Annotated in this window: 42 protein-coding genes and 1 pseudogene; 40 read left to right on the top strand and 3 right to left on the bottom strand. The window is 39.4% G+C overall.

From position 1 onward, the window contains the following. Window positions 1–70: 70 nt before the first annotated feature. The 13 genes from LF822_RS06705 (at window position 71) to LF822_RS06645 (ending at window position 6,575) form a co-directional block, all read left to right on the top strand. Window positions 71–583, top strand: coding sequence for an XRE family transcriptional regulator (locus LF822_RS06705; protein WP_253923156.1), 513 nt, complete (start codon window positions 71–73; stop codon window positions 581–583). After that, window positions 580–870 (top strand): hypothetical protein, encoded by a 291-nt coding sequence (locus LF822_RS06700; RefSeq protein ID WP_253923154.1) that lies wholly within the window; start codon window positions 580–582, stop codon window positions 868–870. The genes LF822_RS06705 and LF822_RS06700 overlap by 4 nt, the downstream gene beginning before the upstream one ends. Before the next feature lie 88 nt (window positions 871–958). After that, complete coding sequence (locus LF822_RS06695; protein ID WP_253923153.1) at window positions 959–1,105, top strand: hypothetical protein; 147 nt, start codon at window positions 959–961, stop codon at window positions 1,103–1,105. Between the two features lie 198 nt (window positions 1,106–1,303). After that, window positions 1,304–1,564 (top strand): AbrB/MazE/SpoVT family DNA-binding domain-containing protein, encoded by a 261-nt coding sequence (locus LF822_RS06690; RefSeq protein ID WP_253923152.1) that lies wholly within the window; start codon window positions 1,304–1,306, stop codon window positions 1,562–1,564. A 16-nt stretch (window positions 1,565–1,580) separates the two neighbouring features. Further along, window positions 1,581–1,790 (top strand): hypothetical protein, encoded by a 210-nt coding sequence (locus LF822_RS06685; protein ID WP_253923151.1) that lies wholly within the window; start codon window positions 1,581–1,583, stop codon window positions 1,788–1,790. 76 nt (window positions 1,791–1,866) lie between these two features. Then, a complete protein-coding gene (locus tag LF822_RS06680) occupies window positions 1,867–2,820 on the top strand; it encodes a YqaJ viral recombinase family nuclease (RefSeq protein ID WP_253923149.1) in 954 nt (317 codons plus the stop codon). Then, a complete protein-coding gene (gene recT, locus LF822_RS06675; protein ID WP_253923147.1) occupies window positions 2,820–3,698 on the top strand; it encodes a recombination protein RecT in 879 nt (292 codons plus the stop codon). The genes LF822_RS06680 and recT overlap by 1 nt, the downstream gene beginning before the upstream one ends. After that, on the top strand, window positions 3,698–3,865 hold the full coding sequence (locus tag LF822_RS06670; RefSeq protein WP_253923146.1) for a hypothetical protein: 168 nt from the start codon (window positions 3,698–3,700) through the stop codon (window positions 3,863–3,865). Before recT ends, LF822_RS06670 begins: the two co-directional genes overlap by 1 nt. Before the next feature lie 17 nt (window positions 3,866–3,882). Beyond that, complete coding sequence (locus LF822_RS06665; protein ID WP_253923145.1) at window positions 3,883–4,971, top strand: DnaD domain protein; 1,089 nt, start codon at window positions 3,883–3,885, stop codon at window positions 4,969–4,971. A gap of 11 nt (window positions 4,972–4,982) precedes the next feature. Further along, window positions 4,983–5,189 carry a hypothetical protein gene (locus LF822_RS06660; RefSeq protein WP_253923144.1) on the top strand — a complete coding sequence of 69 codons (207 nt, stop codon included), beginning with the start codon at window positions 4,983–4,985 and terminating at the stop codon, window positions 5,187–5,189. Then, the gene (gene recU, locus LF822_RS06655) at window positions 5,176–5,700 is read left to right on the top strand and encodes a Holliday junction resolvase RecU (RefSeq protein WP_253923143.1); all 525 of its coding nucleotides are present in this window, start codon (window positions 5,176–5,178) and stop codon (window positions 5,698–5,700) included. Before LF822_RS06660 ends, recU begins: the two co-directional genes overlap by 14 nt. Next, window positions 5,697–6,251 carry a hypothetical protein gene (locus LF822_RS06650; protein WP_253923142.1) on the top strand — a complete coding sequence of 185 codons (555 nt, stop codon included), beginning with the start codon at window positions 5,697–5,699 and terminating at the stop codon, window positions 6,249–6,251. Before recU ends, LF822_RS06650 begins: the two co-directional genes overlap by 4 nt. A 123-nt stretch (window positions 6,252–6,374) precedes the next feature. After that, window positions 6,375–6,575 carry a hypothetical protein gene (locus LF822_RS06645; protein WP_253923141.1) on the top strand — a complete coding sequence of 67 codons (201 nt, stop codon included), beginning with the start codon at window positions 6,375–6,377 and terminating at the stop codon, window positions 6,573–6,575. A gap of 123 nt (window positions 6,576–6,698) precedes the next feature. Here LF822_RS06645 and LF822_RS23035 read toward each other — a convergent pair. Next, window positions 6,699–6,767 (bottom strand): annotated as a pseudogene (locus LF822_RS23035) (YjcZ family sporulation protein); the annotation flags it as partial. Window positions 6,768–7,040: 273 nt separating this feature from the next. Further along, window positions 7,041–7,400, bottom strand: a complete 360-nt coding sequence (locus LF822_RS06635; RefSeq protein WP_253923139.1) for a response regulator — start codon at window positions 7,398–7,400, stop codon at window positions 7,041–7,043. Window positions 7,401–7,490: 90 nt separating this feature from the next. Between LF822_RS06635 and LF822_RS06630 the strand changes: the two genes are divergently transcribed. Next, window positions 7,491–7,697 carry an XtrA/YqaO family protein gene (locus LF822_RS06630; RefSeq protein WP_253923138.1) on the top strand — a complete coding sequence of 69 codons (207 nt, stop codon included), beginning with the start codon at window positions 7,491–7,493 and terminating at the stop codon, window positions 7,695–7,697. A 268-nt stretch (window positions 7,698–7,965) separates the two neighbouring features. Here the strand turns inward: LF822_RS06630 and LF822_RS06625 are convergent, their stop codons facing one another. Then, the gene (locus tag LF822_RS06625; RefSeq protein WP_253923137.1) at window positions 7,966–8,442 is read right to left on the bottom strand and encodes a hypothetical protein; all 477 of its coding nucleotides are present in this window, start codon (window positions 8,440–8,442) and stop codon (window positions 7,966–7,968) included. A gap of 249 nt (window positions 8,443–8,691) precedes the next feature. Between LF822_RS06625 and LF822_RS06620 the strand changes: the two genes are divergently transcribed. The 26 genes from LF822_RS06620 (at window position 8,692) to LF822_RS06495 (ending at window position 26,154) form a co-directional block, all read left to right on the top strand. Then, window positions 8,692–9,264, top strand: coding sequence for a hypothetical protein (locus LF822_RS06620; protein WP_253923136.1), 573 nt, complete (start codon window positions 8,692–8,694; stop codon window positions 9,262–9,264). A 121-nt stretch (window positions 9,265–9,385) separates the two neighbouring features. Beyond that, window positions 9,386–9,817, top strand: a complete 432-nt coding sequence (locus LF822_RS06615) for a hypothetical protein (RefSeq protein ID WP_253923135.1) — start codon at window positions 9,386–9,388, stop codon at window positions 9,815–9,817. Between the two features lie 125 nt (window positions 9,818–9,942). Continuing rightward, window positions 9,943–10,152, top strand: a complete 210-nt coding sequence (locus LF822_RS06610; protein ID WP_253923134.1) for a hypothetical protein — start codon at window positions 9,943–9,945, stop codon at window positions 10,150–10,152. A gap of 854 nt (window positions 10,153–11,006) precedes the next feature. After that, entirely contained in the window at window positions 11,007–11,480 is a 474-nt protein-coding gene (locus LF822_RS06605) for a sigma-70 family RNA polymerase sigma factor (protein ID WP_253923133.1), read from the top strand. Window positions 11,481–11,625: 145 nt separating this feature from the next. After that, window positions 11,626–12,108, top strand: coding sequence for a hypothetical protein (locus LF822_RS06600; RefSeq protein ID WP_253923132.1), 483 nt, complete (start codon window positions 11,626–11,628; stop codon window positions 12,106–12,108). 228 nt (window positions 12,109–12,336) lie between these two features. Continuing rightward, on the top strand, window positions 12,337–12,543 hold the full coding sequence (locus LF822_RS06595; RefSeq protein WP_253923131.1) for a hypothetical protein: 207 nt from the start codon (window positions 12,337–12,339) through the stop codon (window positions 12,541–12,543). Beyond that, the gene (locus LF822_RS06590) at window positions 12,519–12,863 is read left to right on the top strand and encodes a hypothetical protein (RefSeq protein ID WP_253923130.1); all 345 of its coding nucleotides are present in this window, start codon (window positions 12,519–12,521) and stop codon (window positions 12,861–12,863) included. The genes LF822_RS06595 and LF822_RS06590 overlap by 25 nt, the downstream gene beginning before the upstream one ends. Before the next feature lie 56 nt (window positions 12,864–12,919). Next, complete coding sequence (locus LF822_RS06585) at window positions 12,920–13,468, top strand: hypothetical protein (RefSeq protein ID WP_253923129.1); 549 nt, start codon at window positions 12,920–12,922, stop codon at window positions 13,466–13,468. 55 nt (window positions 13,469–13,523) lie between these two features. After that, window positions 13,524–14,813: a site-specific DNA-methyltransferase gene (locus tag LF822_RS06580; RefSeq protein ID WP_253923128.1), complete on the top strand. Its 1,290-nt coding sequence runs from the start codon at window positions 13,524–13,526 to the stop codon at window positions 14,811–14,813. Window positions 14,814–14,946: 133 nt separating this feature from the next. After that, window positions 14,947–15,186 (top strand): hypothetical protein, encoded by a 240-nt coding sequence (locus LF822_RS06575; RefSeq protein WP_253923127.1) that lies wholly within the window; start codon window positions 14,947–14,949, stop codon window positions 15,184–15,186. Between the two features lie 47 nt (window positions 15,187–15,233). Beyond that, window positions 15,234–16,088 (top strand): phage terminase small subunit, encoded by an 855-nt coding sequence (gene terS, locus LF822_RS06570; RefSeq protein ID WP_253923126.1) that lies wholly within the window; start codon window positions 15,234–15,236, stop codon window positions 16,086–16,088. Further along, a complete protein-coding gene (locus LF822_RS06565) occupies window positions 16,054–17,361 on the top strand; it encodes a PBSX family phage terminase large subunit (protein WP_253923125.1) in 1,308 nt (435 codons plus the stop codon). The genes terS and LF822_RS06565 overlap by 35 nt, the downstream gene beginning before the upstream one ends. A 75-nt stretch (window positions 17,362–17,436) precedes the next feature. Next, window positions 17,437–17,601, top strand: a complete 165-nt coding sequence (locus tag LF822_RS06560) for a hypothetical protein (RefSeq protein ID WP_253923124.1) — start codon at window positions 17,437–17,439, stop codon at window positions 17,599–17,601. A gap of 91 nt (window positions 17,602–17,692) precedes the next feature. Beyond that, a complete protein-coding gene (locus tag LF822_RS06555) occupies window positions 17,693–19,270 on the top strand; it encodes a hypothetical protein (protein WP_253923123.1) in 1,578 nt (525 codons plus the stop codon). Next, window positions 19,263–20,357 (top strand): phage minor capsid protein, encoded by a 1,095-nt coding sequence (locus LF822_RS06550; protein ID WP_253923122.1) that lies wholly within the window; start codon window positions 19,263–19,265, stop codon window positions 20,355–20,357. The genes LF822_RS06555 and LF822_RS06550 overlap by 8 nt, the downstream gene beginning before the upstream one ends. A 92-nt stretch (window positions 20,358–20,449) precedes the next feature. Beyond that, window positions 20,450–21,256, top strand: coding sequence for a hypothetical protein (locus LF822_RS06545; RefSeq protein WP_253923121.1), 807 nt, complete (start codon window positions 20,450–20,452; stop codon window positions 21,254–21,256). Then, on the top strand, window positions 21,256–21,633 hold the full coding sequence (locus LF822_RS06540) for a hypothetical protein (RefSeq protein ID WP_253923120.1): 378 nt from the start codon (window positions 21,256–21,258) through the stop codon (window positions 21,631–21,633). The genes LF822_RS06545 and LF822_RS06540 overlap by 1 nt, the downstream gene beginning before the upstream one ends. A gap of 27 nt (window positions 21,634–21,660) precedes the next feature. After that, entirely contained in the window at window positions 21,661–22,656 is a 996-nt protein-coding gene (locus LF822_RS06535) for a major capsid protein (protein ID WP_253923119.1), read from the top strand. A 58-nt stretch (window positions 22,657–22,714) separates the two neighbouring features. Beyond that, window positions 22,715–23,008 (top strand): hypothetical protein, encoded by a 294-nt coding sequence (locus tag LF822_RS06530; RefSeq protein ID WP_253923118.1) that lies wholly within the window; start codon window positions 22,715–22,717, stop codon window positions 23,006–23,008. 12 nt (window positions 23,009–23,020) lie between these two features. Continuing rightward, window positions 23,021–23,374, top strand: a complete 354-nt coding sequence (locus LF822_RS06525; protein WP_253923117.1) for a hypothetical protein — start codon at window positions 23,021–23,023, stop codon at window positions 23,372–23,374. Then, window positions 23,374–23,733 carry a hypothetical protein gene (locus LF822_RS06520; protein ID WP_253923116.1) on the top strand — a complete coding sequence of 120 codons (360 nt, stop codon included), beginning with the start codon at window positions 23,374–23,376 and terminating at the stop codon, window positions 23,731–23,733. Before LF822_RS06525 ends, LF822_RS06520 begins: the two co-directional genes overlap by 1 nt. Before the next feature lie 11 nt (window positions 23,734–23,744). After that, window positions 23,745–24,236 carry an HK97 gp10 family phage protein gene (locus LF822_RS06515; RefSeq protein WP_253923115.1) on the top strand — a complete coding sequence of 164 codons (492 nt, stop codon included), beginning with the start codon at window positions 23,745–23,747 and terminating at the stop codon, window positions 24,234–24,236. Continuing rightward, complete coding sequence (locus LF822_RS06510; protein WP_253923114.1) at window positions 24,233–24,664, top strand: minor capsid protein; 432 nt, start codon at window positions 24,233–24,235, stop codon at window positions 24,662–24,664. The genes LF822_RS06515 and LF822_RS06510 overlap by 4 nt, the downstream gene beginning before the upstream one ends. After that, window positions 24,654–25,226, top strand: a complete 573-nt coding sequence (locus LF822_RS06505; RefSeq protein WP_253923113.1) for a hypothetical protein — start codon at window positions 24,654–24,656, stop codon at window positions 25,224–25,226. Before LF822_RS06510 ends, LF822_RS06505 begins: the two co-directional genes overlap by 11 nt. Before the next feature lie 65 nt (window positions 25,227–25,291). Then, window positions 25,292–25,807 (top strand): hypothetical protein, encoded by a 516-nt coding sequence (locus LF822_RS06500; RefSeq protein ID WP_253923112.1) that lies wholly within the window; start codon window positions 25,292–25,294, stop codon window positions 25,805–25,807. Further along, window positions 25,699–26,154 carry a hypothetical protein gene (locus LF822_RS06495; protein WP_253923111.1) on the top strand — a complete coding sequence of 152 codons (456 nt, stop codon included), beginning with the start codon at window positions 25,699–25,701 and terminating at the stop codon, window positions 26,152–26,154. The genes LF822_RS06500 and LF822_RS06495 overlap by 109 nt, the downstream gene beginning before the upstream one ends. The last annotated feature ends 2 nt before the right edge of the window (window positions 26,155–26,156 follow it).

Raw genomic sequence — 26,156 nt, 5'->3', positions numbered from 1 at the left:
TTAATTTCATATTACTACCTATCTTATACACATGGATAGAACTTAAACGGTACGAAAGGAGAAAATCAAATTGACCATACGTGATGAATTGGTCAAAGCCAGAAACAGACAGGAGACCACGCAACTAGAACTGTCCTTTGACGCTAACTATTGTAGAGAAACGATTTCAAAAGTAGAAACTGGGGATCGAAAGTATCAGCCAGAAATGAGGAAAGCCTTCTCAGAATCGCTAGACGACCCAGAGTTTTACTTTCATTCATGGGAAGAGGCTACCGGCTATGTTCATATGCCTTACTTAAATGGGGATCACATTCAACACGATTCCATTCATATGCGATTCTTTGTTGAAAAGGAAACAAAAGAAGCACTGGAGCATTTAGATCACGTGAAATGGTACAAGCCTATTGCCTCGAACTCAGAGCAGGAGAAAGAGGAAGTCAAACGAGTGATTAAAGAGATTCTGGATTCTGCAGCCTCTCAAGTGAACCTGGTGGCTGCCTTATGTAAGGAATATGATTTCTCGATGAAAAAGTTATTTAAAGAATGGCTGGTATCCCTAAAAGCGAGGAGATTTAAGAAATGAGTCAACTAGATAATTATCTACCAGAAGATATTGAAAGAGCTTCCATTTTACATTCTCAATATGGGAACTTGAAGAAGCTTCAAGATCATTACTTTACTCAAAGTGATTTTGAGGAAGCGGCACAAAGTGCAATAGAAATGGCTGGCCTTATGGGGGAGTTAAAGTTCTTACGAACAAGAAAATTGGAAAAGCCGGGGACGAATCAAAACCTAGAAAAAATAATGATTGACCTTGAGAAAGCTGGAATCACCGTAGCCAAAGTGAAGTGGCATCATGAAAAACCTTGATGTCATTAGTAAAACTTACGTTGTTTTGTTTATTGCCATGCTGGCGTTTCTTTTATTCTCGATGATTTATCGATATGGAGGGTGAAAAATGAAAGATCATTTAGAAAGGTTAAAAGAAGAAGTTGATCAATTTTCAGACGAGCAACTCATGATTACTGTCAGCCAAAAGGATTTAATCAAACTGATGAAAGAATGTGAAAGACATAGAAAAACCGCCCAGGGCTGCAACCCATAGACGGCACTCATATTGGAATACTCCTATCTTAGCATGTATGTTGGTCGCACACAAGCTGGGAGGAGGAGAGAACGATGAGTAATAGACAGGCACTCAGCCTGTCGTCATAGGTAGGATGAAAACGTTCATTTTCCCCTTATATTCTCCTACCTATGACGATGCGCTGAAGCATCAATTTACTAAGAAAGGAAGTTATTTATGAAAGGTACTGGAATTGTAAGACGCATTGATGATCTAGGGAGGGTGGTTGTACCCAAAGAATTGAGAAAGTCATTCGGTATTAAGGAAAGAGATCCAATCGAGATCTTTACCGATGGAGATTTAATTGTCTTAAAAAAATATCAACCGAGTGAAGAAAAACGAGTAATTAAAGAAGAACTTCAGTCTTTACTAAGTGACATGAACGATGAACAAAAGCGAATAAAGCTAAGAAAAGTTCTGGACTATCTTGAAAAATAAATGAGGAGGGAATCAATTGACTCACCCAAGTGTAGAACAAGTAGAAAACTTTGGTTATCCGTTGAAAAAGGAAGAGAAGTACTATGGTACCGATGAGTTAGGAAATGAAGTCTTTCATGGTGACGATATTTATGAATTGAATGATGAATATTTCCTTATAGAGACGTTGACTCAAGACTCAAAAGAATTGCTACAGATTCTTGGCGCAGAGAAAAGAAGCGCATAAAAAAGACCGCACAGCAATGCGATCCATGTGAAAAGACTATATCCGTATTATATCAGAAATCTTAAGGAGGTCCAATATGGGCATTAAAGCACAAGTTATGCAGAGCACTACTGATATGACGAGAGATGAATGGTTGGAGTTTCGTAAGAAAGGAATTGGCGGAAGTGATGCAGCTTCCATTGCCGGATTTAATAAATGGAAATCACCAATCGTTGTGTATATGGAGAAAGTAGGAGAAGTGCCGAACGCAGCTCCTTCTAATGAAGAGGCAGCTTACTGGGGCAATGTAATGGAAGAAACAGTGGCCAGGGAGTTTAGTCAACGATCGGGTCTGAAGGTGCGAAAGCGTAATGCTATTCTTCAACACCCTGAGCACAATTGGATGTTAGCAAACGTCGACCGATTAATAGTTGGACGTAATGAAGGCCTCGAGTGTAAGACAGCTAGTGAATTCCTGAAAGACGAATGGAATGGGGAAGAAACTCCAATGGCTTATCTGCTGCAATGTCAGCATTATATGGCTGTGACAGGGGCTGATGCCTGGTGGATTGCTGTATTAATCGGTGGAAACAAATTTGTCTATAAAAAGATCGAACGAGATGAAGAATTGATAAAGAACTTAATCGCTCTTGAGAAGGAATTTTGGGAGGAGCACATATTAAAACAGAATCCTCCAGAGATCGATGGTTCAGATGCTTCGACTGATTTTCTGAAATCTATGTATCCAGACGCTGATCCTGAAAGCGAGACAGAGCTTGATCCAGACTCAGACAAACTCCTTGTGGCCTTAGGTCAAATCAAAGAAGAATTATCGGATCTTAGTGAACAAAAAAAGAAATACGAGAACAAACTTAAGGAAAAGCTAGGTACCTATGAAAAAGGATTTTCCAATCACTTTGTCGTAACTTGGAAGTCGCAGGAGCGACGCACAGTTGATTCTAAGCGACTAAAGGCAGAGAAACCGGAACTATATGAAGAATACTCAAAACTAAGTAAAAGTCGCCCATTAAAGTACAAGGAGGCTAAATAATGGCTACTAACAGTACAGCTAAAAACCAACTATCTAATAAAAAGAATAGCAACAATGCTCCGACTCAATCCAACAATCAAGTAAACACGATTCAGGCCTATCTTAAAAAGATGGGGCCTGAATTTGAACGAGCGCTGCCTAAGCATATGGACGCGGACCGATTAGGGCGCATTGCGATGACTACCATCCGTCAGAATCCTAAACTACTAGAATGTTCTATTCCTTCCTTGATGGGAGCTGTTATGCAAGCTGCACAGTTGGGTCTTGAGCCTGGATTAATTGGCCACTGCTATCTGGTACCATTCTGGAACGGCAAGATGAAGCAGACCGATGTTCAATTCATTATCGGTTATAAAGGCATGATCGACCTTGCAAGACGGTCCGGTCACATTGAAAGCATATACGCTCACACAGTGCATGAAAACGATGAGTTTGAGTACGAGCTAGGGTTACACCCTAAGCTTGTTCACAAGCCAGCCACCGGTGAAAGAGGCGAAATGACATTCGTATATGCGGTCGCTCATTTTAAAGATGGTGGCTATCAATTTGAAGTGTTTAGTGACGCTGATGTAGAGAAAGTTAGAGGACGCTCAAAAGCTGGAACTAATGGTCCTTGGAAAACGGATTATGAAGAAATGGCTAAGAAGACAGTTATTCGCCGCATGTTTAAGTATCTTCCGATAAGCATCGAGGTCCAAGATCAAGCATCCCAGGATGAAACGGTTAGGAAAGATGTTACAGAAGAAGCGCAGTCTATCCACGATCAAGATTATATCGATATGCCGATACCTGATGATCCAGAAGAAGATCAACCAAAAGAGAATCCGGCTTCTAAAGAAGAACTAACACCTGAACAAGCAGCCATGGATCTTCAGTAATGAAGAGAGAAGTTCCCATCCCTTACCACTACGTGTGGATGGTTCAAGATCACCAAGACCCAGGGAAGTCATTTAAACGTTATGTTGATGCTTATGTACGGCATAACTTCCCTGGCTGGGGGTTGGTTCGTATTAATGGTATGAAAGCTCAGATCAATAAGAAATAACTCTTAAGGAGGCAACTATGAAGAACACCTATTATTTCTCCCACGATGGCAACGCACGAAATGACCCTAAAATCTTATCGATGAGAAGTGTGTATGGTTCAGAAGGTTATGGTTGGTACTGGATCATTATCGAGATGCTACGAGAACAGAACGACTACAAAATAAAGATCAATAAATACACCTGGAATGCACTTGCAATGCAACTGCAATGCAACGCAGATGCAGCGCATCGCTTTGCATCAGACTGCATCAATGAGTTTGAACTCTTGCATACAGACGGAGAATATTTTTGGTCGGAATCACTCCTTAAACGCATGGAAGTAAAGGATACAAAATCAGAAAAAGCGAAGAAAGCAGCACAGGCAAGGTGGAAGAAGAAGGCCCGCCAGGACGGCGATTCAAGCGGAAAATCAAGCGAAGATAAAAAGAGCAATGCTAAAGATATGCAACCGCATAGCGAACGCAATGCAGACGCAATGCCTAATAAAGAAAAGAAAAGTAAAGTAAATGAAAGTAAAGAAAAGAAGAGTAAAGAAGATGAAGAAAAGAAAAAAGAGCCGGCAACTTCTACTGATGCGATTCGATTCTATCAAAATAATTTTGGCATGCTACGACCTCAAACCTCAGAGGAAATAATGGCATGGATTCAAGACCTTGGTGACGATATGGTAACCGAGGCGATGAAGCGTGCCCTTGATCGAAATAAACCGAGCTGGGGTTATGCGAAAAGCATTTTGCAATCTTGGGCAAATAAAAACATTCAGACACTTGAACAGGCTCAGGCTGAAGAAGTGGAGTTTAAAAATAAGCAGCAACGCGGCTTTGCAGGAAGTAAATCCTCTGAAGTGGTTCCAGAGTGGTTTAACAAGCAAGATGAGCAAAAACAGTCAAGTCCGGCTAATAATCAAAAATCCAAAATCGAAAAAGATGCTCAAACTCTTTACTTGTGGGTTAAGACAAAAAAATCGCTCGACGAAATACAGAATCAATCTGATCTAGGTCATTACGGATTAACAGAAAGAGATCTAGAGCGAATTGAAAATAACTCAGCTACTGGGCTTGAAGTCTTAAAGTCAAAGTCTAAACTTAAAGCTGTAGGCTCCTAGGTGGTGATTCTATGAATCTATCAAAAGATGTATTCCAAGCCCAGCAAGTGGAAGAACGGAAGTTGTTTTTAAGGAATGCTCTTCGACGCATGAATACAAATCAAACGATTGATGGCCGGTCGATTGATGATGTAAGTCTGTACACCTTGGAGCACACCTATATCTCAGTAACCACAGAAATCGCGAAAGAGTGGAGGCGTAACAATGAATCAAGGTAAGCGAGGCATGGGGTTAGAAAACATAATCAACCTCACCAATGATACGTATTTACGTAAGGGGCTGGCTGTTATTAATAAGCGGCCCACGCCAGTTAAAGTCATGAAATCCAAAGGTACGAAAGTCTTAAGCGGATTTTACGAATCTAAATCGACGGTCGATTACGACGGTGTATTTAAAGGCCGAGCCATTTGTTTTGAAGCAAAGTCGACAGGAGAAAGGCGGTTCCCTTTAAATAACATTCACCAACACCAGATGGATTACCTATACCAGGCAGATCGAGCAGGAGCATTATGCTTTTTCTTAATTGAATTCCGCAAAATGAATCAAGTTTATTTAGTTCCTTTCTCAGTTGTGCAGCATTACACGGAACATGCAAAGCTCGGAGGTCGTAAATCGATCCCTTTTGATGACTTTAATTACTATGCGGCCGGCGAAGTTGCTTCAGGGAACGGTGTACCTCTTGATTACTTGCCCTTGTTAGAAAAGCTAATTCGTGAAGGTGCAGCATGAAAGCCATCTGTTTAGATGCTGCAGGGAGTGCAGAGCTTGTCCAGGGTAACGAATACTTTGTATTTCCTAGTGGTGGATCGGCTTATTATGTCTCAAGGTTTGATAGGGGTGGATCACATTTCGGTTGCTTTCAAGCTGGGCGATTTGAACTTATGGAGTGTCAAGAACCTAATCCAAGAATGGCCACTTCTGAGACTAAATATGAAAGCGAAGATTACGAACAACTATCCATTTTCGATGTTATGAGCTTGGAGGATACTGAAGCAAAGCAAGAGAGTGATCAAAATGGTTATTTGGTGGTGAAAGCTATCATCCCTGAAGACGTAATCTCTCCCCTGGAGTGTAAGACCGGACCAAATAGCAAAGCCTTTAAAAAAATAAAGGAACGGTGGTCGAATTATGTACGAGCTATTCAGGACTACGAAGGTTGCTCCTGGTTTAAGGCTAGAGATCAACTGATTGAGCATCGTGAAGACCAAGTAACCATTACGTTGAGCATTCATCCGAACAATGAATTCAGACCCGAGGGAGTAGGGGAAGGGACGGTGTAAGCATGAGTGAAATAAAGCACGCCATTAGGTGCGGGGAAATATGTCAACATTGCCTTGCTCCGATATATGATGAGGAACCAGGTCATCCTCGATTTTGCGATGAATGTGAGGAGGAGTTCAAAGATGAGTGATACGAAACAAAGAATCGACCAAGTAACTAGCAAGGGGGAACATATGACCCATCGAGATATCCTCTTTCTACGCTTTGTGGGGTTTACACATGAGAGGATTGCTCGAATGATTAACATGTCTCGAAGCGTGTATATGAATCATATGAGTGAGTGGAAGCGGGAATGTGAGGAGCAAGGGCTCGAGGTAGACTAAAATATTTAAATGATAAATGGAAAAAGAGTCCGACTTGCCAAGAAAATAAACATAGAGCCAAGGGGAGTGATTCCTCGGCTCTCGGGTGATGATTTATAGGCAGATATGGGTTTACCTAATAATTTAGCAAAATGCAGCGCCAACGATAATCAAAAGTATGAACAGCACAACAATTAAAGCAAAACTGCGACCTTTAAAACCGTCACCACCGTAGCCGCCATAACCGCCGTGTCCGCAATCGTTACTCATAAGCTCACCACCTTAGCTGTTCGATACGGTAAGTTATGTGTGTATACCTAGAATTGGAAAGGCGAATGCCCAAAAATAAAAAAAACCGGGGAAGATCCCCGGTGATTGAAGGGTGGAACCGGCCAGCAGTCGTAGCAACAAAAATAAAATAATAGCTGGCATGTTCCAATAATTATTATGTAATTACCATAAATGTATTATTCATTAAGTTAAGTTTTAAGGATTATGGATTTTCGCTAATATGTCTGAAATCCTATTAAGATTAGGCTTTTGGACAAAATCAAAAGCTCCCAATCGCGCACACTGATCTATCAATTGTTTATCCGCCAATGAGGAGCAGATGATTACTTTAGCTTCAGGGTGGCGTAGTAAGAGCTGTTCTAATGCACTTGTGTCGTTCATTTTAGGCATAACAACATCTAAGAGGACAATGTCTGGTAGATGTTCAGAATACTTTCTAATTCCATCAATTCCATTATTAGATTCAGCTATCACTTTAAATGAATGGGACTCGAGTATGGATTTTAACCAGTTTCTCATAAAGGAAGAGTCGTCAATAATAAGTGCAGTTCGCATATCATGTTCCTTTCTAACAATATAAAAAAAGCCAAGAGCTAAGCTCTCGACAAAATTCGATAAATTCATTATAACATGGGGGCCTGCTCAATGCGATTGAATCACGTTCAGACAGAAATAGATAATGGTAAACTTAGCTTAGAAATGGATTTGCCAGAAGGAAACTCCCCTTTCTGTGTCGTATATTGTAACGGAAAGGCAAAAATAACCACTTTACCTGAGCATGGGGAGACGAAGGTGATTACACACCAGGGGAAGGTGAAGAGGGTTAAGTTTGATGAGGGGGAGGAGTTTTAAGAGACCAGACAACTTGGCCTCTTAAACTCCATTTATAAACAATATTAAGAGAACAATCATTAAGATACTATAGACAATAATATCTATAAGTCGTCTATTTTTGTAAAAAACAAAGTAACTTATTAGTAAGTACACTGAATAACAGAACAAACCAAAAACTATGGATATGTTAAAAATTAGTGGAATTATTAAGAAGATTACAAGAAATATAACATTAATTTTTTCTTTTTTTTGAATTTGTTTTTGGTCCATTAAACTAACCTACCTTTTAGTCTTTCCAACAGTATGCATTATATTGACTACATGAAGCTTTCTCAATTCTTTCTGTAGTCTCTTGATAAGTATTAAATTGACTATCTTCAAACCATAGATACTTAGTTTTTAATGAAGCTGAAAACGCGTTGTGTTCTTCTACTTTAGAATAAATTTTGGCATATGAAGTTGGTTCATATCCACTATTTATCCAACTCCAGACAGATCCTCCTATACCAAATACCTGAGAGATCAGCTTTTCCGAAGAACCAAAGGCAATTGCAAAAGAACTTGAAGAAATTTTATGGGTCCAACTATGCCCTTCCTGTTTTCCCATATACATATAACTTGATCCAGGATCAGGAGCAGGAACGGCCATAGTACCAGCTGTCTGATCATTCTGTTCAGGTGCAGTTTCTTCAGCGCTTGCAGAAGAAGTGATACCTACAGCTAATAATAGACTAAACATTATAGCTGTAACAATTTTTTTCATAAAAATACCCCTTTCTAATTAATAAAAGATGTGAGTTCTCTTAAACATTGTTGTGATTGAAGGGTAACATATCCTCCAATTTATGTTAATAATTTGACAGAATTTTTACAAAATTAGGTATAATGTAGTGAGGGTGTTATATATAATTAGTAAATTAGTTTTAATGGAAACTATTACAAGAAAAATCGCCTATTGTTTTAAGCTCTATAACTGTAGAAAATGAAGAGGTTTGATGAGGGGGGAAGAGTTTTGAAATATACAAGTGAAGTGATAATCAGGGATCCAATAGAAATAAAATCATGTGAGGGTTTTTGGAGTTGTGTTACTCCTGCAGATTGGTTAACGGCATTGTTAACATTTATCGCTATTATTATACCGGTTAGTGTAACTCTAATTGTAGAAAAAAAGAAAAGGGAGAACGAAGTGTTAAGAAGAGTCGAGGAAGAAAGAAAGCCTTTGAAAAGGGAATTAGTACTTAGCAGGAAAAGAATTAATAAATTGATAAATAATCTAGAAGAAGGTAAAAAACACCAAAAACCTAAAGACCAACTATTTAAATTAAGAGATGAAAACAATAAATTGCTTAATATATTGGGCGATATTTTATTAGATCATAAACTTATTAGGACGGATGAAATAGATAGAATGAGAATTTTTTATGGAGCATTACTTACCGCTAACGACATGTTAACTTTAAAAGCTGTTTCGAAAGTTCAAAGTGAATTTAAACAATTTCATAAACCAGAAGATTTTAAAGACTACGTAGAAGGTTGTATAGAAACTTGGGATAGGATTAAAAATGACTATAATATTAAAGATTAATAATTAGTAAAGAACACACAGATCGGGTGTCACTGCTCATTGATTGTGTCCTTTTTACTTGAAAATTCTATTTTTTTACCGAAATAAGATTTATAAGCAATCAAGTTTGGAGGGTAGTAAGATGGAAAGGATTTTTGATTGGTTTAATAAGATTAAAGCTAAATTATTTGGTATTGCTCTCTTTACTATTACTTCACTGTGTATAGTAATGCTATATAGTGTAGCAGTATTTGTAGGTAAAGTTGAAGCATCAGAATATGCGAGGAACATAGCCTTATTTAATATTACGTTTTCAATTGGATTAGGTGCTCTAATCATAGCAGCGGGAAGTCTCCTCGACAACACTAAGTTGGAGGAAGTAAGAGCACAGGTAATAACATACTTAAACGAATTTGTTGGTTTTTCCTTGTTAAATTTATTAGTGATCTTAGCTAGTTATACTTATATTGATTATTTTATACATATAACTTTAATAGCCGCGTTAATTGCTAATATTATAGTTATTTGGAGTACCCGAAGCCTTTTTAAGATTTTTCATTCTAAGGTCACTTAATTAGTTTTACCAGCTTACAGGTGGGCACAAATTGAGAGCAAAGCTCTTGGTTTGGGTCCTTTTTACTTTCACTTGTAGTCTAAAACTCGGAGTAAATTATCCGATAAAATACAGGGAGGGATAATATGGATATTATTGAATGGAGTTCCCTGTGGGAAGTGGCTAACCCAATCATTATTATGATGATCGCATTTATTGTATGTGGAATCCTATCAGCAATTATAATTGCTTTTTCACCGAAGGGATTGATTAGGGAAGTAGTTAGAGTATTAACTATTCCTTTTATTATTTGTGGTGGGTTAGTCAGCTTATATATAGCTATACAACTTTATTAGAAAGGGGCGATTCCTTTGAAACTAAATGTAATTCAATGAACTTCTATTAAGAGTAAAAGTTTTCTTTCATGGTATAAAAAGAACAAGAGTAAATTATTTAACATTCTGTTGTTTGTTTCAACTAACTTTTTCATTTTGATTTTTTACTTAAATGTTATAGTGAATGATAATAATGTAAGTCAGTATAGTAGGGACGTCGCAACATTTAATATAACTTTCTCTATCGGGTTAGGTGCATTGATTGCAGCAGGTGTTAGTGTTGTAGATGTGCATGACATTAATATGAAACGGCAAGTTATTAGATACCTTAATGAGTTTTGTGCGTTTGTTTTACTTAATTTCTTATTGTTATTAGCAAGTTACACCCAACTGTTTTTTTATGTACATATATTCCTTGTTTGTTCACTAATCAATAATGTTATAGTTATATGGGATACGAGAAGGTTATTTTTAATGATATATACTAAAGTAACAGATGAATAATTTAGTTCTACCAGCTAACTGGAGGACACAGATCGAGAGCAAAACGCTCTTGGTTTGTGTCCTTTTTTCTTTAAAGGAGTGATCATTTTTTAATATTCATATATTTGTTGATCGGGCTTATATTTTGCTTTCTCGAGGAAGATCCCGAGCAAGACGTTGAAGAAGAAACAGTTTATATGTTCTTTCTAATACTATTGGCAATGTTCTGGCCACTTTTCCTTATTTGGAAGTGGGTGAAGAAATGAGGCAACAGAAATTCGTGATTAAGTGGAAAGTATCACAGTATAGAAGGAACAAACAAACCGGTGTTAAGCAGCCTGGTAAGCGTAGCAACTACATGAATAGCTTGATGGAAGGGGCGAGGTTCAAAGATGAATGAGAAACAGATTGAGAACCTTATATATGAATATCATTGGAAGAGCAAAGAAGTCTCTAGGTTGGAAAATATCTTGTTTGGTAGCTCAATTCCTATGAGGGGATTAGGCGCTATTGAATATAGTATAGAAGCTACTCTTCCAAAAGGATCGCCTCTTAAGAGTAAAAAAGAACTCGAGGAAATGGACATGCGTGAGGAACGTTTATATAGACGGTGGGAAGACTATCGGCAGCATGTGTATGCGGTCGAGCTAATTGCAGATACTCTGGAGAATGATCAACTCCTTATCATTATTGATTGTATGATGGACGGTATGAGTTACCGATCGATTGCGGACCATTTAAGAATGAGTCGAAGTAAAGTTGGAGAGATGAAGAATGAAATGTTGTACCAAATCTGCCAATTATGCCAAGAAGGACAGAAGTGCCAGTTTGTGAGCGATTTGTTATTAGAAAAATCAACCGTGTAGAATGGAAGGAAGGACAGGCGAGGAAAAGTCTCCTTCGTTTAAGCACTCTTACGAGTGTCCATTACCAGGCGATGAAAATTTTAATGGAAAAACAAACCAACTAGTGATAAAATCCTATATGGAAAACATATAGGGGGTAATTGTTTTGGGGAAATTCTTATTTGTAATACTTAGTGTTTTAGTAGTGTTAGTGGGTTGCGGTACTGATGAAGAAGATACTCAGTCTGAAAATGAAGATACCACTTCAGAAGAAGAGGTACAAGCTGATGAAGAAGAGTCTAAAGAAGAAAGTCAAGAAGTAACTTCATCTGATCAAGTAAAGTCAGAAATAGAGTATGGTGGAATGAGTGAAGAAGATACTTTGGAAGATATAACGTTTGAAAATGGAGAAATCAACGCAGTTATAAGGCTGGCTGAGGATGACCTATTATCTACTGATGATAGTGCAATGACCAGATATTCCCAATCTTCTGATCATTTATTGCAATTTGATGGATGGGATGTTTTGACGATAGAGTATGTAGATATTGGTGAAGCAAGTTTTAGTAGAGATCAAGCTGAAAGTAATGAATCTGGAGGGGAGTTCTTTCCCACTTCACAAATAGAAAAACAAATACAAGGCAATTAAAGCATCCCAAATAGGGTGCTTTTTCTATTTCCCAAACAACTCGAATACTAACGGAGGGGGCGGGTGAAGTAGAAAAAAGAATACGACGTATAGAATGGGAGGGAAGGAGCGGTAAAATAGTTCTGGCATAATTTTATTAAATCATTATTTAAATAGGGGCACTCTTTCGAGTGTCTTTTTATTATGAATCACGAAATTCCTCCGATAAATTAAGTGGAGGTGAATAAATTGGATGTCGATTTTGGTGTTTCGAATTCAGCTATTAATGAACTAGCGTTACAAATGGTATTTTTAACCGGGTTTATAGTAGGTGCAGCTATTATAGCCAGATTATTACTTAGCTTCATCCCCTTACCTAGTAAGGTTAAAGATTTCTTAATGACAGCAGCGATGTTAATAGGAGCTGTAGCTTGGACAAGAATTACTTTTTATTAGCAGGAAAATGTCTGTTTTTGGCGAAAAAGTTGGTGAAGGGAGATGTTAATATGGCAAAAGTATTTTTACACATCCATGATGCTAAAAAGGCAAATTGGGAAAATTTACGTTATGAGTTTGAAAGGTTACCTATAGAAGGAGAATTTTTTGCCTTAGGGGATTCTGATTGGTATCAAGTTGAATTAGTGGTTCATACTCCGTTTAAGAAGGATTTAGCGGGTGAAATATATGGTGTTAAGGTAGATCATATGGAAATCAAAAATGACAGGTTAGACTCTAAAGAGTTTACCCCTACTACCGAAGATAATCCATTCAAATAAAATAACTACAATCTAAACTCCTCTAGCCGATGTAATTGATAAAAGGAGAGATTAGGTTGAATAACTTAATTTATGTGCCGATTATAATCTACTTAATGGGTTTGTTGGTTTTTTTGGCTAGCAATATTGTTTATCTAATTATGAGACGTAAGTTGAAACAAATAAAAGAACCTAGTTTAAATCAATATTTTCTAAAGAAAGAGCGGGTTATTCTTTTCTTATTATTACCATTACAGTCAAGTTACTACTCGTATTTAAATGAATTGGTTAGAAAACAAAAACTGAATAACATACAACTTAGAAAACTGAAGAACTTTTATCAAACCTTATTAGAGGCAAATAGAGCCTCGATTGCATTTGACGTTATGTTTATTTCATTTTTCGCTACTACCACCATAAGTATTTTAATTGCAACTTTGCAAAACTTTTTTGGATTAGTGGAAGGATTCGACTCTGAGACAAATAAGGATTTCTTAACGTTCACCTTCTCATTTATGGGTATAATATTTACACTAATAACATTTTACACAGTTTCTAAGTCAGCTAATATGAAAAAATATTCAGTTTGTACAAGTGTGTTAGAAAACCAATTAAATAAAAAATAGTTTTTTTGCTCCTGGTGATTATATCGGGAGCATTTTTAATAGGAGGAATAGTGATTTGCAAATAAAAGAAATAAATATAAACAAAATTAACCCTAGCGAGTATAATCCTCGAATTAATTTATCTAAAGTAGATGAAGAATATCAGAAACTAAAACGGTCGATCGAGGAATTTGGATATATAGATCCACTTATCTGGAATGAAAACACAGGAAATTTAGTTGGTGGTCACCAGAGGTTTAAAATTCTGATGGAAGATCAACCGAACAAGCTTCAAGTATCCGTGGTGAACCTTCCATTGGAGAAAGAGAAAACACTTAATATTGCTCTAAACAAAATTGAAGGCGGCTGGGATGATGAAAAGCTGCAGCTGTTGTTAAGTGAATTAAATGCAGCAGAGGTAGATGTGGAGCTTACGGGGTTCAATGGCGAAGAATTAGACGAGATATTATCTGCTGTACCCCAAGATACAGAAGACACCGAAGTAGAAGACGATGGTTTCGATTTTGATAGCAAAGTCGAAGAGTTAAAAGAATATGAATCAGAGACTCAGTACGGTGATGTATGGAAGTTAGGCCGGCACACTCTTGTTTGTGGAGATGCAACTAAAAGGGAAGATATATTAAAGTTAGTGGGCGATCGAAAAGCGCATCTAATCGTAACGGATCCTCCATATAATGTCGCGGTAAAAAGTGATGCTAAAAACTTAAATGAAACCGGCCATGGTTCCATTATGAATGATGACATGGACGATGGTTTATTTGAAGGTTTCCTGTACTCAGTCTTTAAAGAGTATGAAAGCATTATGGAAGATAAAGCTGCGATTTATGTATTTCATCCTTCCTCCTATCAGCGGGAGTTCGAGGATGCTATGAACAAATCAAATATCGAGGTGCGCACGCAATGCATTTGGGTGAAGAATGCACCGACCTTTGGATGGGCTCAGTATCGCTTTAAGCATGAGCCTATTTTTTATGCCTTTAAAAAAGGGAATTCACCATATTGGTATGGGGATCGAAAACAAACCACCGTGTGGAAAGCAGGACTACCTGTAGAAGAACCAGAGCCGGATACGGTTTGGGAAATCTCTCGGGGGGATGTGACGAAATACGTGCATCCCACCCAAAAGCCCCTGGACTTGATTGCGATTCCATTAAAGAATAGTAGTAAGAAGAATGATTTTATTGTTGATTTCTTTGGAGGAAGTGGATCCACTTTGTTAGCCAGTGATCAGTTGGATCGAGATTGCGGCTTACTCGAGTTGGATCCATATTTTTGTGACGCGATTAAAATTCGCTATGAAGAAGCAACAGGGATAAAACCTGAACTGCTGCATCGTAAAGAGTAAAATAAAAGAGAGGGTGCTGTTAACACCCCCTCAGAACAACCAAGCAAAACCTTGGTCGAGAACGTGAACCAGGCAGTGGCCACTGTATCTATTAATCACGTTCTCTCTTTCATTTTATGTGAAGGATAGGTGCTTGGCAATGAAAAATACGAACAAAAGTTCGATTGATGAAAAAGAAGAGCTAATGATGCAATATGATATCGACCAAATTGAAGATATCGAAGAAGCGAAAGACAAGTATAAGAAAATCGTGAATGCAGGTATCACAAGGTGGGTCAAAGACTTTCAAGGTGGCCACATTAAAATTGATTCCGTGGATGATTTGAAGAAGTTGATTGAACTCGACATTGCCTTAAAGAAAGATGAAGAATAGAAAACAAACACAAACGTAATTCTTGCCTGGGGGTGGGGGATGATGTAATGCCGCGGCCACGCGATCCAAGACGAGATAAAGCAAAGAAGGACTGGTTAAAAAGCAAGGGTGAGATAAAGTTAGTCGACCTGGCTGAGAAATATAAAGTCTCCAGCAGCACCATTCGAAAATGGAAAGCCACAGACAAATGGGATAACGAAAACAAAAGGAGCGCTCTTAAATCGAAAAGGAGCGCTCCTAAACGACACGGTGCTCCAAAAGGAAATCAAAATGCTATCGGAAATAAGGGAGGGGCCGCCCCGCCTGGCAACAGGAACGCGGTTACTACCGGTGAATATGAATCAATCTACGAGGACGTCCTAACCGATGAGGAACGTTCTCTTTTTTATTCTATTGATACAACGCCTTTGATGCAGATCGAAGAAAATATAAAAGTTCTCTCTATTCGAGAGCGGCGAATGTTGAAGCGAATCTCGGAAGTGATGGAAGGGCTGACTCAAAAAGAGAAAAAGGTACTCCAGCAACTACAGTCCGTAAAAGACCCTATTGAAGTACATGACGAGAAAACAGGTAAGATGAAAATCGTCACTAGGAAAAAAGATGAGTTAGTTACAAAGCAAGTAGAAGAACGAGAGTACCGGAAAATTGATGATGTTTTAAAAGTAGAAGACGCCCTAACTCGAGTTCAGAACCAGAAAGTCAAAGCGATAAAACTGAAGCATGATATTGAATATGGCTTTGAACACAAGAAATTTATGGACCAAGAGAAACTATATCTGGAAAAATCTAAAGCAAATATCGACGAAGGTGACTATGAGGACGATGGGTTTATTGAAGCGTTAGGTGATGCGGTGGAGGTGTGGAAAGATGATAGAGACGATGGAGGCACCGAAGAAACTTAAACCCGCGTTATTTAGATTCAAGCCCTTTTCAAAAAAACAAAAAATGATCTTAACCTGGTGGCATCCCAAATCGCCGGTCCAAGATAAAGACGGTATTATATGTGATGGTTCTGTGCGAGCTGGTAAAACGGTTGTTATGTCTCTCTCCTATGTGATGTGGGGCATGGATACTTTTCATGAAGAGAATCTTGGTTTGTCAGGAAAGACTATCGGGGCCCTAAGAAGAAACGTGATTACTCCCTTAAAAAGGATGTTAAAATCCAGGGGATATCGAGTAAAAGACCACCGAGCTGATAACTATCTAACCGTTTCCCACAGAGGCCATACGAATTATTTTTATATATTTGGTGGGAAGGATGAAAGCTCACAAGACTTGATTCAAGGGATTACTCTCGCCGGCATGTTCTTTGATGAAGTAGCTTTAATGCCTGAGTCGTTTGTTAGCCAAGCCGAAGCTCGTTGTTCTGTCGATGGGTCAAAGTATTGGTATAACTGTAATCCGGCAAGTCCTTATCATTGGTTTAAAGAGAAATACATTGATGATTTGAAAACAAAAAATTTAATTCGATTACATTTCACGATGGATGATAATCCTTCTCTATCTGCAAGAGTAATCAATCGTTATAAAAGGATGTTTACAGGAGTTTTCTACAAACGATTTATTTTAGGTTTGTGGGTCCTGGCTGAAGGTATTATTTATGACATGTTCAGCAATGAAAAAGGGTCGGGGCATATAGTTGATAGCATTGATCGTAAATACACTGATTTTTATGTTTCTATAGACTATGGTACCCAGAATCCCACAACGTTTGGATTGTGGGGGAAGTATCAGAAAACATGGTACAAGGTGAAGGAATACTTTCATGATGGAAGGAATGCTGGAAAACAAAAAACAGATGTTGAGTACAGTAAGGATTTAAAACAATTCACTAAAGGCATTCGGGTTAAAGCGGTCATTGTAGATCCATCTGCTGCTAGTTTAATTGCTCAGTTAGAGAAAGATCGCTTTTATGTCATTAAAGCTGATAATGCGGTCCTGGATGGCATACGTAATTTTCAAACCGCTTTAAGTGAAATGATGATTTTGTACAACGACTGCTGCAAAGAAACATTTAGAGAGTTTTCTTCCTATACTTGGGATAAGAAAGCATCGGAGCGTGGAGAGGATAAGCCGATTAAGCAATTTGATCATTGTCTTGATAGTGATCGTTATTTTGTACAAACCATCCTTTTTGCACCGAAAGCTGGAATTAGTGGATCCAACGCGTGGTAATGAGGAACAGGGAAACGGTTACCTTCTGTGCATGAAGAGGTTAAGCATCTATTGAATAGTGAAAGGGGTGTCCCCATGGATATGATTGAAGCAGTAAAAAAAGCATTGAAATTAGGAGCAGAACTGGAGATTAACCTTCATGAGTTCAGGACATTAGAAGAAGCTGAGAAGGCAGCAGGCGAATTTAGTAACTTCCTTAATGGACACTTTACCAAAGAAGAGAATAACGGCGTGAAATAGTTAGAGTTAGACACGAACGGCAAAGTGAATATTTCAATCTATTACGACACCGAATAGGTGTTTTTAATTTGTTTAAAAGGCAGGTGATGACATGACAATTAACTGGACGAAGTGGGATAAGTCCGTGATAGAAAAATCACACGATAAAGTGTTTTATTACCGGGATCTCTATGAAGGGAAGCATTCCACTATTTTTTCGAGAGCCAAGGACCTGATTGATAAAGGAGAAATTGTAGATAACATCTTAGAAGGGGCATTGAAAGCTCAAAACGTTCAAACCCCTTATATAGTAGCGAATATCTCAAAGCTTATCCCTGAAATTCCGGCGATGTTGGTGACTCGGTCGATCGGACGGATTACTTCGAGTCGTAAGTCAGAGGAACCAGCCGGTAAGAAAACCGATGAGCAACTGGATGCGCCTGAAAATGAAACTATAGAAGACCCTCAACAGAAAATCATTGAGCAGGTAGAGAAGAACACCATGCTTGAATTCGAACATTGGAGCAATGTTGTTCAGCAGCAAGTTGATGGTGGATTGGTGGGGGTGCCGTGGAATGATGAAAGAGGGTTGCGCATTGATTTTAAGCAGCGTGATGTTTACTATCCCCATGAAGATGGACTTGGAGCGGACTTAGCCTATCAACGTGAATTTGATGAGAAGGATTACCTTCACGTCTATCGAGAGAGAGTGGAGAAGGAAGGGCTTCGAGGTACCCATAGTCTATACCGGATTGTGGGAGGCAGCCGAACAGAAAAAGTAGACGAGGCTCAATCCAAAACGCTCTTAGGTTTGAATGAACTCGAGACTTTCTACAAGGGCCGGACTCGTCCTTTTATTGTGTACTGGCCAAATGAGAAAACATTTAATCATCCTTTAGGTGTATCTTGCTTAAAGGGTCAGGAGGCTAAACAAGATGAGATTAACTGGACCCTGACTCGAAATGCTATCACCTTTGAACGTAACGGGAAACCGCGATTAGCAGTATCTAAAGAAATCTTTCAAGCCCTTCAGGACCGGGCGCATCAGCGTTATGGAGACGAAAATAAAATTGATCATCGAGATTTAGAAATAACCACTCTCGACGATAACGGCAAGGCTATGGAAGTGATTCAGATAGACATTACAAGGATCGGGGATATCCAGTGGGTGAAAGACCTCATGAAGATGATGTTTGTGGAAACGAAGACCTCAGAAAAAGCCGTTGATTTCTACATGGATGAAGGAAGCGGAGCCGCACAAACCGGAGTGGCCAAGTTTTATGATTTATTCATCTCCATTGTAAAAGCCGAACAGATTCAAGGAGAATATATTTACTTCCTGCAGCAGTTATTTGAGAACTGTTTATGGTTGGCTCATGATGAGGATCCTTCCATTCTTGTGGAAGAGCCGGAGATCTCTATTAAGTCCATGATTCCGATCAGTCGTAAAGAGCTCATTGAAGAAAATAACAAAGGGTACGTAGATGGCACTCAATCATTAGAAACTACAGTTAGGCGGAACAATCCCCACGCTTCTGACGAGTGGATCCAGGAAGAAGTAACCCGTATTGAAGAAGAACAGCAAAGTGATGATACGAGCTCCCTAGTTGGTGGCAGAAGTAATCTTATGAACTTTATGGATAATCGGGATGGTAACGGAGATCCAGTAGAGGAGCCTGCTAATGAATAACGACGAGCTCTTAAAGTACATTTCAAATGTGGTCCAGGATATTATTCAAAAAGTAGCCGAAGCCGAGGAGTTAGAAAAAGAGGATAAAGCTCAAGCCTTAATTGAACAGATTGGTTCAATCTTAGACCAATTCGGTGTTGAACTCGAGGAGATAATTCCGGAATTAGCAATTCTCAATTATTTTGGTGGAGTAGATGAAGCTACGGAATGGCTTAATGAATCGGGGATTGAAGTGGAGAAAACACTTGCACTGACTTCTGAAGGTCAGGTGGCCAAAGCTTTTCAACGCCCCATCCATATGGAAGCTTTGGAAGAGGTGGTAGAAGAAACGCTGCTGGATTTCAAAGCGGCTCTACGTACTGCTAAAAATAATTCTAAAGTATCGATAAACGACGCTCTAAATTCTGTAAAAGCTGATATTGCTGAAGGACTCATTCGTGGTAATCATAACAAAGTGCTATCTAAGAAAGTTATGGATTCCTTCTCCAAAAATGGTTTAACGTCTTTTACAACGGTAGATGGCAAAAAGTTGCCGTTAGATTTCTATGCAAGCACTATCACTAAAACAAAGATGAGGCAGGCGTCCGTTAAAGGATCTACCAATCGGTATCAAGAAAACGATGTGGGTTTAGTCATTATCCAAGGAACCACACCCACATGTCATATCTGTAAAAAGTATCAGGGGATGGTCGTTAGTTTGACTGGGGACCACGAAGGCTTTCCTTCCACGGATGATGTTCCACTTCCACCTTATCATCCCAATTGCGAGGATAGTGCAAGACCCTACGTCATTGATTACAAATCTGATGAAGAAGTTCAAGCGGTCAAAGAGAAGTGGGCAAACTTTAACCCTGAAAAAGATACTCGAACTCCTGCTCAAAAAAAAGCCTACGACAAGGAGCAGAATATTCGTAGAAAAGCGAACGAGGAGAAAAAGCAATTTGCCAGGTACCAAATGGCTCTTGGTGCTGAAGCTCCAAAAACATTAGGGGCCTTCAGGAGAATGAAGCGACAGAACTCTCCTAAATTTCAAGAATTGCAGCATCAATACAAAAGTATAGCTCAACAAGCAAGCGCCTTATCGTAGGCGTTTTTATTATGCCCATAACCATGCATGGCGGCGTTAAACTGCATGAGTTAAGGTTCCTGCTACCAAAACGCAGAGGAAAGGAGAACGAGATGTTCAAAGCTATTTATGTTTGGTTAATTTTATTAATTGAAAGTATCATGCGCCCCCTTTCAGCGCCGATGGAAGAGAGAAAGTATAAGCCTCTAAAGCTAGACTTACAATTCTTTGCGAGAGAAAAAGAGGAAGACGATCCCGACGATGATTCAGGTGACGACGTAGACGACGAGGGCAGCGATGATGATTCTGATGAGGATGATGCGGACGATGAACCTGATATAGATGAGTTACTAAAGGACAAACGCTTCAAAAGGCAATATCAGAAGAAGATGAAAGAACAACTTGGGAAGCGCATGAAGAAATATAAAGATGTGGATCCGGAGGAGTATCGCCGACTCAAAGAACAGGCAGGCAAAAAGAAAGAAAAGCAGGACGAGGAAGACGACGAAGAAGAAGAGTTAGAAACCCTTCGTAATGAGAATAAGGAAAAAGAAAAGCGCCTCCTACGTGCGGAACGTAGAGAAAAGAACGCCATGGTCAAGGAGTTTGCGGTCGATAACCAAGTCAATCCAAAATTATTGTCTCGTCTGATCAACGTGGATGATATTGAACTGGATGATGAGGGGGATCCAGAAAACCTTGACGAATTATATGAAGAATTAGAAGAAGAGTTCCCTGAGTATCTTGGAGAACAAGATGATGAGGAAGACGAGGAAGAGGACGAGCTTATACGTAAGAGGAAAACCGCCTACCGTCCGGGCTCTCGTCAGAAAAATAATAAGAAAACGAAAAAGGAAGACCGGTTTGCCAAAGGGGCTGAACGAGCCAAAAACCGTCATAAGAAGGAGGACGCTGAATAATGAATTTACAACCTCGTACAGAACAAATCGTAGGTCAGAAAGAGTTTTTACGTAACACGCAAGGAATGGAAGTGAAAACAGCCGGAGCTACGTTAGATGCTGCTGAATTTCCAGATGGAGAGTTTGTAAAAGCGGGGACCGCTGTTTTTCTAGATGAAGATAGTGGTCTTTTTAAACCATGGGATACTGACGCAGATACAGGAACCTCTGCAGATGCTAAGAGTGCCGGTCTAACAATGCATGATGTAAAAGTACGCTCTGGCCAAAACCCTATTGTCGGTTTGTTAGCTGCAGGCCATCCAGTCGAATCACGCTGCACGAACGTGAACAGCAAGTTTAAAGAGGCTACGAAAGGCCGTATTGTTTTTGATATTTAATGGATCTAATGAAGGAGGAACAAAGCTATGCCATTGCATTTAAAAGAATTTCAGGGAGAAGAATTCCAGGGATATGTGGAAAATGTCCCTCGAGCGAAGGACTATTTATTACGATCTATCCTTCCTAATAAAAATACAAAAGACATTAATTTCTCGTATGGAGTGATTAATGGGAAATACGGCCAGGCCGCATCCATTACTGGATTTAATGCTTCAGCTCCATTACGTGATAAAAAGCAACTGGAGAAAGCGTTCGGAACAGTGGCCAAAGTTCAACACGGAACCCGGTTAGATGAAGAAGAGCTGCTTCGCTTTAACCGTCCACGTGATGAAGAAGAAAAAGCGCAGGCTGTTGATTACGTTTATGACACGACAGATGATTTGATCCAAGGGGTTTATGACATCGAAGAATACATGCGTGCGCAAGCTGTTTATAAGGGACAGTTGAAGTATGATGATGATGAGAACGACATTCACATAGAAGTGGATTACAACATCCCATCTGAAAATAAATTGACTGTTACAACAGCCTGGAGTGATTCATCATCCACGCCCCTATCCGATATTCAAGCAGCGGTTAAGCAATATAAGAAGGCGAATAAAAACCGCAAGCCTGTGGTGATGCATATGACAAGTACGACGGAAGCTAATCTTCTACAAAATGAACAAATTCGTGTACAAGTCTATGGAACCGAAAATGGCCAACGCCTTCTTACTAAGAATGATATTCAAAACGTATTTAGTGCCTTAGGATTGCCGCCATATGCTATTAACGATGATGTGGTGGATCTTTATGGGGATGGGGAAGTACAGTTGCTTGAAGACGACAAAGTGGTGCTTCTTGGAGAAAACTTAGGGAGAACGTATCTGGGACCTACAGTAGAGAAAGACTATCAATCCGGTATTTACTCAGTGACTGAAATCAAAGATAGCAATCCGCCAAGCCAGGCAGTCTTTATTGGTGAGACCGTCTTTCCAGCCCTTGCAAAACCACAGTCTATTGTTATATTAGATGTCTCTTAAAGCAAAGTCCTGCTAGGCTTTGCTTTTTTAAAAGAAAAATTATAGGGAGGACATGATTATGCCAACATTTATAGCGAACAATTATTTAGTTAAAGACGGAAAAGTAGTTTCTCCTGGGCGTGAAATTGAAATAACGGAGGAGCAGGCAGCGAGATTAGGGGACAAAGTCAAAGACGCACCGAGCTCTTCTTCAAATACGGAGGGTGACGACGGAAGTAATAAACATACGGAAACGTCTTTAAAGAAACTCTCAGCGGAAGAACAAAAAGATTTAGTGGCTGACCTTGAAGGTGATTTGGAAGAGCTCACAAATGAGGAAAAACGAATTGCCTATATTTTAGATAAACAGTAAGCAGGTGATGATATGGAGTTTGCGGAAGTAGATGAATATTTGCACAAATTACACTATACCGATGTGTATACCACTCTAGATGAAGAAGACCGGGAACGAGTTGTTTTTACTTCTAAGGAGATGTTAAAACGACACTATGATGAAGATCTCCTTTCTACGGAAGCTGTAGCGTTACAATCTATTTATCTTGTCGAAGGAGAGAGCGAAGAATTCTCTAAATTTAAAAGGCATGGTGTGAAATCTATGGGCCTTTCTGGTATGAGTTTTAGTTTTGAAGGAAATAACATCTCTCCTGAAGTAGTTGCCTTGATTGAAAAGCAGCAAGTCTCCAAAAAGACCGGTGCTGCAGTCGGGAGGTTATTTTAATGCCAAAACCGCCGATGAACGATACCATAACCTTACTTGTGCCAACCGTTGATGATGAAGGTCAAACGATAAAAGACAAGCATGGTCGTCCGATTACGGAAAGGAAGTCTACCGATGCTAGAGTCCAGTATACCGCCAAAGTGACTCGTAACAATGAAGCTACTGCGAATGATTCTTTTTTAGTGATCGATCTTCCACCTGAAACTGAAATTGAAGATGATTATACGATCGAGTGGACCAATCGTTTTGGAAAAGTCATTAAAGGACCAGTCGAAGGAATTGAGGAAGTACTCAACTATGGTGGCACTATTGTTTATTTTCGCAAGGTCTATATGAACAAGACTCCTGCACAGAATTAGAAGGTGAGAAAATGGCCAAGAGCGATAACCTGTTAGAGATCGAATGGGAGGGTCTTGTCGAGCTTGATGAAGAGTTTGAAAAGATGGAAGAAGAGTTCGAAGAGATTCTGGTCGAAGAGTACACTAAATATGGCTTATTGGTCGAAGAAGGGGCCAAAGCATTGGCTCATCGTGATGATGGTGATCTGGAAGAAACGATTCGTTTTAATCCAGCAGAAGTAGAAGCGGATAGTGTTTCTGTAGAAGGGGGAGCCAATGCGGAACACGCTTTAGTACGACATGAAGCTCCTTACCGACCTGGCACTCACGACAAATATGAGAATGGATCCAAGTTTAAAAAATATTATCTGAACGGCCGTGGTCGGAAAACACTGAGAAAGCCAGACTGGAGAGGGTATCGGCCAGGGAGGAAGTTCTTGGAGAATGCCATTAAAGCAACAGAGAATGATTATTACAACATGAACGAACGAATCTTAGATCGAACACTTGGTGAGAAAAAATGATCCAGGATTATCTGCGAAAAGAATTAGAAGAAGCCATACCTGACCTTGAATGGACCGTCGATTTTTATACAGCCGATGATTACACAGGAACGGTATATAATGAAGGTGGAAGGCGTCCCGATCCTTATGAGACGGAAATGCGCTTTCCTTCTTACATGGTTTATATTCGTTCTTCGGATTGGTCCTATGCGCAAACTGCAGCTGAACAGGTATATCAAGCATTGCATCGTAAAGGCAATTTCACTTCAAAAATTGAATTATATGATACGCAAGGAAACGTGATTGAAACGAAAAACTATCACGTTTTTTTTATTGCAGCTGCATCCGACCCTATCCCTGTAGGGGTGAATAATGAATTAATGGAATACAGCATCAATTTTGATGTTACTCTTCAAGAAATAAAGGAGGAATCAACCCATGTCACTTGATCCAGAAAAAATACCTTTTGGTTTAGCCGATATCATAGTGGGTGAGGGTTCAGACGAAATTAAGTTTGACGGAAAGAATGAGTTTCAATTTGAAGGGGGAGAATTAACCTTTACTCCCATCCTTCAAGATATCAACGTAGCTGATTTTGGTGAGTCTGTATATGACCAACGGATTACCGGATATGAAGGATCGGTATCCATGTCAGCGGCTCAACAAACCATTGAAAATTTAAAACTTGCGATGAGTTATGTAGAAGAAATTACGGATTCTAGTTCTGGAGATGCTACAGGGTTGATGGATGCAAAGATCGGAACATCTATGCGTAGCAAAGCTCAGAAAATCCGCATTCATCCCCGTGTTATGGGGGATGACGACAGCATGGATATTGTTGTCTATAAAATGGCTTCTAATGGGGAATTCACTCGTTCCTTTGCCAACGAGCAAGGGAACATTCCGATTGAGTTCACGATGTACCCTAGAGACAATATGGATGCAAGCAAACCAGGTAACTTCTTCTATGTAGGACCGAATGATCCTAATGAAGAAGAAGAGGCAGCATAAAAAATATATTTTTCAAAAGAGGGGGCGGTTCAGCTCTCTCTTTTTTTATCTAAGGAGGAAGCCTAATGGCGACACAAGTAACGTTAAAAGTGAAAGAGGAAGACGGTACCGTTAAGAAAGAACAACATGAAATTGAAGACATTGATCTTCTTCAATTCGAACAAATGATGAAAGTAATTAAAGAGATTTTTGTTCAGGTTCAAGAAGATGAATCTCTTAAACAGTTGTTTAGAGACTTATTCTTGGAAGAATCTTCTGAGGCGGACGACGAAGTAATTGAAATTCAAGACCAACATTTTATCAGCAACCTCATTAATTCATTTGAAACGATTGCAGTACACATGCCGGCAAAAGGGGTGAAGCTCCTTTCCGTCTTAAGCGGAATTGAGACCCATACTCTTCAAAAGCAGAAGGTGCTGGACGTCCTAGATATTTACGATGCTGTCATTGATGAAAATGATCTAGAGCGATTGTGGAAACGCGCAAAAAAGTCTTTAGCCGCAACCAAGGCCAAAATGACGTTCGTCAATCTCAGGCGCAAGGCGACCGAGAAACCGGTGGCGAAGAAAGCGCAAGCTTAAGCGAAGCATTTATATTCAAACTTTCAAAGCATTTAGGCGGGCGCGAAGAAGTCGTTCGTGGCAAAGCAGTAGAGCTTCTTAAATTTATGGACATGGAGCTGCAGCAAGAAGAAACAGAGAGCGAAAAAGAGCAGCATCGCATGTGGCTAAATTACCTATCAATGATTTATTCGCAACGTCCAGAAGGGAAGGAACCGCCAAGACTTCAGAAAGCACGTGAAGATTTTCATAACGTGATCAAGCCTAAAGACAAAGTGAAGCCAAGTGAACAATACGGGCCAGCTAAAGTCTATGACTGGGACTTTGAGCGATTGAAACGAATACAGCAACAGCAGAAGGGAGGGTAAAA

It is taken from the genome of Halobacillus sp. A5, from assembly GCF_024189315.1.
Classification (GTDB): Bacteria; Bacillota; Bacilli; order Bacillales; family Halobacillaceae; genus Halobacillus_A.
Note: the sequence above shows the minus strand (reverse complement) of the source record. Positions and strands in the feature narration are given on the sequence as shown.

Bases quoted from the DNA above. Each gene is read 5' to 3' on its own strand.
- LF822_RS06700 (WP_253923154.1), top strand. From the start codon at position 580: ATGAGTCAACTAGATAATTATCTACCAGAAGATATTGAAAGAGCTTCC.
- LF822_RS06695 (WP_253923153.1), top strand. From the start codon at position 959: ATGAAAGATCATTTAGAAAGGTTAAAAGAAGAAGTTGATCAATTTTCA.
- LF822_RS06690 (WP_253923152.1), top strand. From the start codon at position 1,304: ATGAAAGGTACTGGAATTGTAAGACGCATTGATGATCTAGGGAGGGTG.
- LF822_RS06680 (WP_253923149.1), top strand. From the start codon at position 1,867: ATGGGCATTAAAGCACAAGTTATGCAGAGCACTACTGATATGACGAGA.
- recT (WP_253923147.1), top strand. From the start codon at position 2,820: ATGGCTACTAACAGTACAGCTAAAAACCAACTATCTAATAAAAAGAAT.
- LF822_RS06670 (WP_253923146.1), top strand. From the start codon at position 3,698: ATGAAGAGAGAAGTTCCCATCCCTTACCACTACGTGTGGATGGTTCAA.
- LF822_RS06665 (WP_253923145.1), top strand. From the start codon at position 3,883: ATGAAGAACACCTATTATTTCTCCCACGATGGCAACGCACGAAATGAC.
- LF822_RS06660 (WP_253923144.1), top strand. From the start codon at position 4,983: ATGAATCTATCAAAAGATGTATTCCAAGCCCAGCAAGTGGAAGAACGG.
- recU (WP_253923143.1), top strand. From the start codon at position 5,176: ATGAATCAAGGTAAGCGAGGCATGGGGTTAGAAAACATAATCAACCTC.
- LF822_RS06650 (WP_253923142.1), top strand. From the start codon at position 5,697: ATGAAAGCCATCTGTTTAGATGCTGCAGGGAGTGCAGAGCTTGTCCAG.
- LF822_RS06645 (WP_253923141.1), top strand. From the start codon at position 6,375: ATGAGTGATACGAAACAAAGAATCGACCAAGTAACTAGCAAGGGGGAA.
- LF822_RS06635 (WP_253923139.1), bottom strand. From the start codon at position 7,400: ATGCGAACTGCACTTATTATTGACGACTCTTCCTTTATGAGAAACTGG.
- LF822_RS06630 (WP_253923138.1), top strand. From the start codon at position 7,491: ATGCGATTGAATCACGTTCAGACAGAAATAGATAATGGTAAACTTAGC.
- LF822_RS06625 (WP_253923137.1), bottom strand. From the start codon at position 8,442: ATGAAAAAAATTGTTACAGCTATAATGTTTAGTCTATTATTAGCTGTA.
- LF822_RS06615 (WP_253923135.1), top strand. From the start codon at position 9,386: ATGGAAAGGATTTTTGATTGGTTTAATAAGATTAAAGCTAAATTATTT.
- LF822_RS06610 (WP_253923134.1), top strand. From the start codon at position 9,943: ATGGATATTATTGAATGGAGTTCCCTGTGGGAAGTGGCTAACCCAATC.
- LF822_RS06605 (WP_253923133.1), top strand. From the start codon at position 11,007: ATGAATGAGAAACAGATTGAGAACCTTATATATGAATATCATTGGAAG.
- terS (WP_253923126.1), top strand. From the start codon at position 15,234: ATGCCGCGGCCACGCGATCCAAGACGAGATAAAGCAAAGAAGGACTGG.
- LF822_RS06565 (WP_253923125.1), top strand. From the start codon at position 16,054: ATGATAGAGACGATGGAGGCACCGAAGAAACTTAAACCCGCGTTATTT.
- LF822_RS06560 (WP_253923124.1), top strand. From the start codon at position 17,437: ATGGATATGATTGAAGCAGTAAAAAAAGCATTGAAATTAGGAGCAGAA.
- LF822_RS06555 (WP_253923123.1), top strand. From the start codon at position 17,693: ATGACAATTAACTGGACGAAGTGGGATAAGTCCGTGATAGAAAAATCA.
- LF822_RS06550 (WP_253923122.1), top strand. From the start codon at position 19,263: ATGAATAACGACGAGCTCTTAAAGTACATTTCAAATGTGGTCCAGGAT.
- LF822_RS06545 (WP_253923121.1), top strand. From the start codon at position 20,450: ATGTTCAAAGCTATTTATGTTTGGTTAATTTTATTAATTGAAAGTATC.
- LF822_RS06540 (WP_253923120.1), top strand. From the start codon at position 21,256: ATGAATTTACAACCTCGTACAGAACAAATCGTAGGTCAGAAAGAGTTT.
- LF822_RS06535 (WP_253923119.1), top strand. From the start codon at position 21,661: ATGCCATTGCATTTAAAAGAATTTCAGGGAGAAGAATTCCAGGGATAT.
- LF822_RS06530 (WP_253923118.1), top strand. From the start codon at position 22,715: ATGCCAACATTTATAGCGAACAATTATTTAGTTAAAGACGGAAAAGTA.
- LF822_RS06525 (WP_253923117.1), top strand. From the start codon at position 23,021: ATGGAGTTTGCGGAAGTAGATGAATATTTGCACAAATTACACTATACC.
- LF822_RS06520 (WP_253923116.1), top strand. From the start codon at position 23,374: ATGCCAAAACCGCCGATGAACGATACCATAACCTTACTTGTGCCAACC.
- LF822_RS06515 (WP_253923115.1), top strand. From the start codon at position 23,745: ATGGCCAAGAGCGATAACCTGTTAGAGATCGAATGGGAGGGTCTTGTC.
- LF822_RS06510 (WP_253923114.1), top strand. From the start codon at position 24,233: ATGATCCAGGATTATCTGCGAAAAGAATTAGAAGAAGCCATACCTGAC.
- LF822_RS06505 (WP_253923113.1), top strand. From the start codon at position 24,654: ATGTCACTTGATCCAGAAAAAATACCTTTTGGTTTAGCCGATATCATA.
- LF822_RS06500 (WP_253923112.1), top strand. From the start codon at position 25,292: ATGGCGACACAAGTAACGTTAAAAGTGAAAGAGGAAGACGGTACCGTT.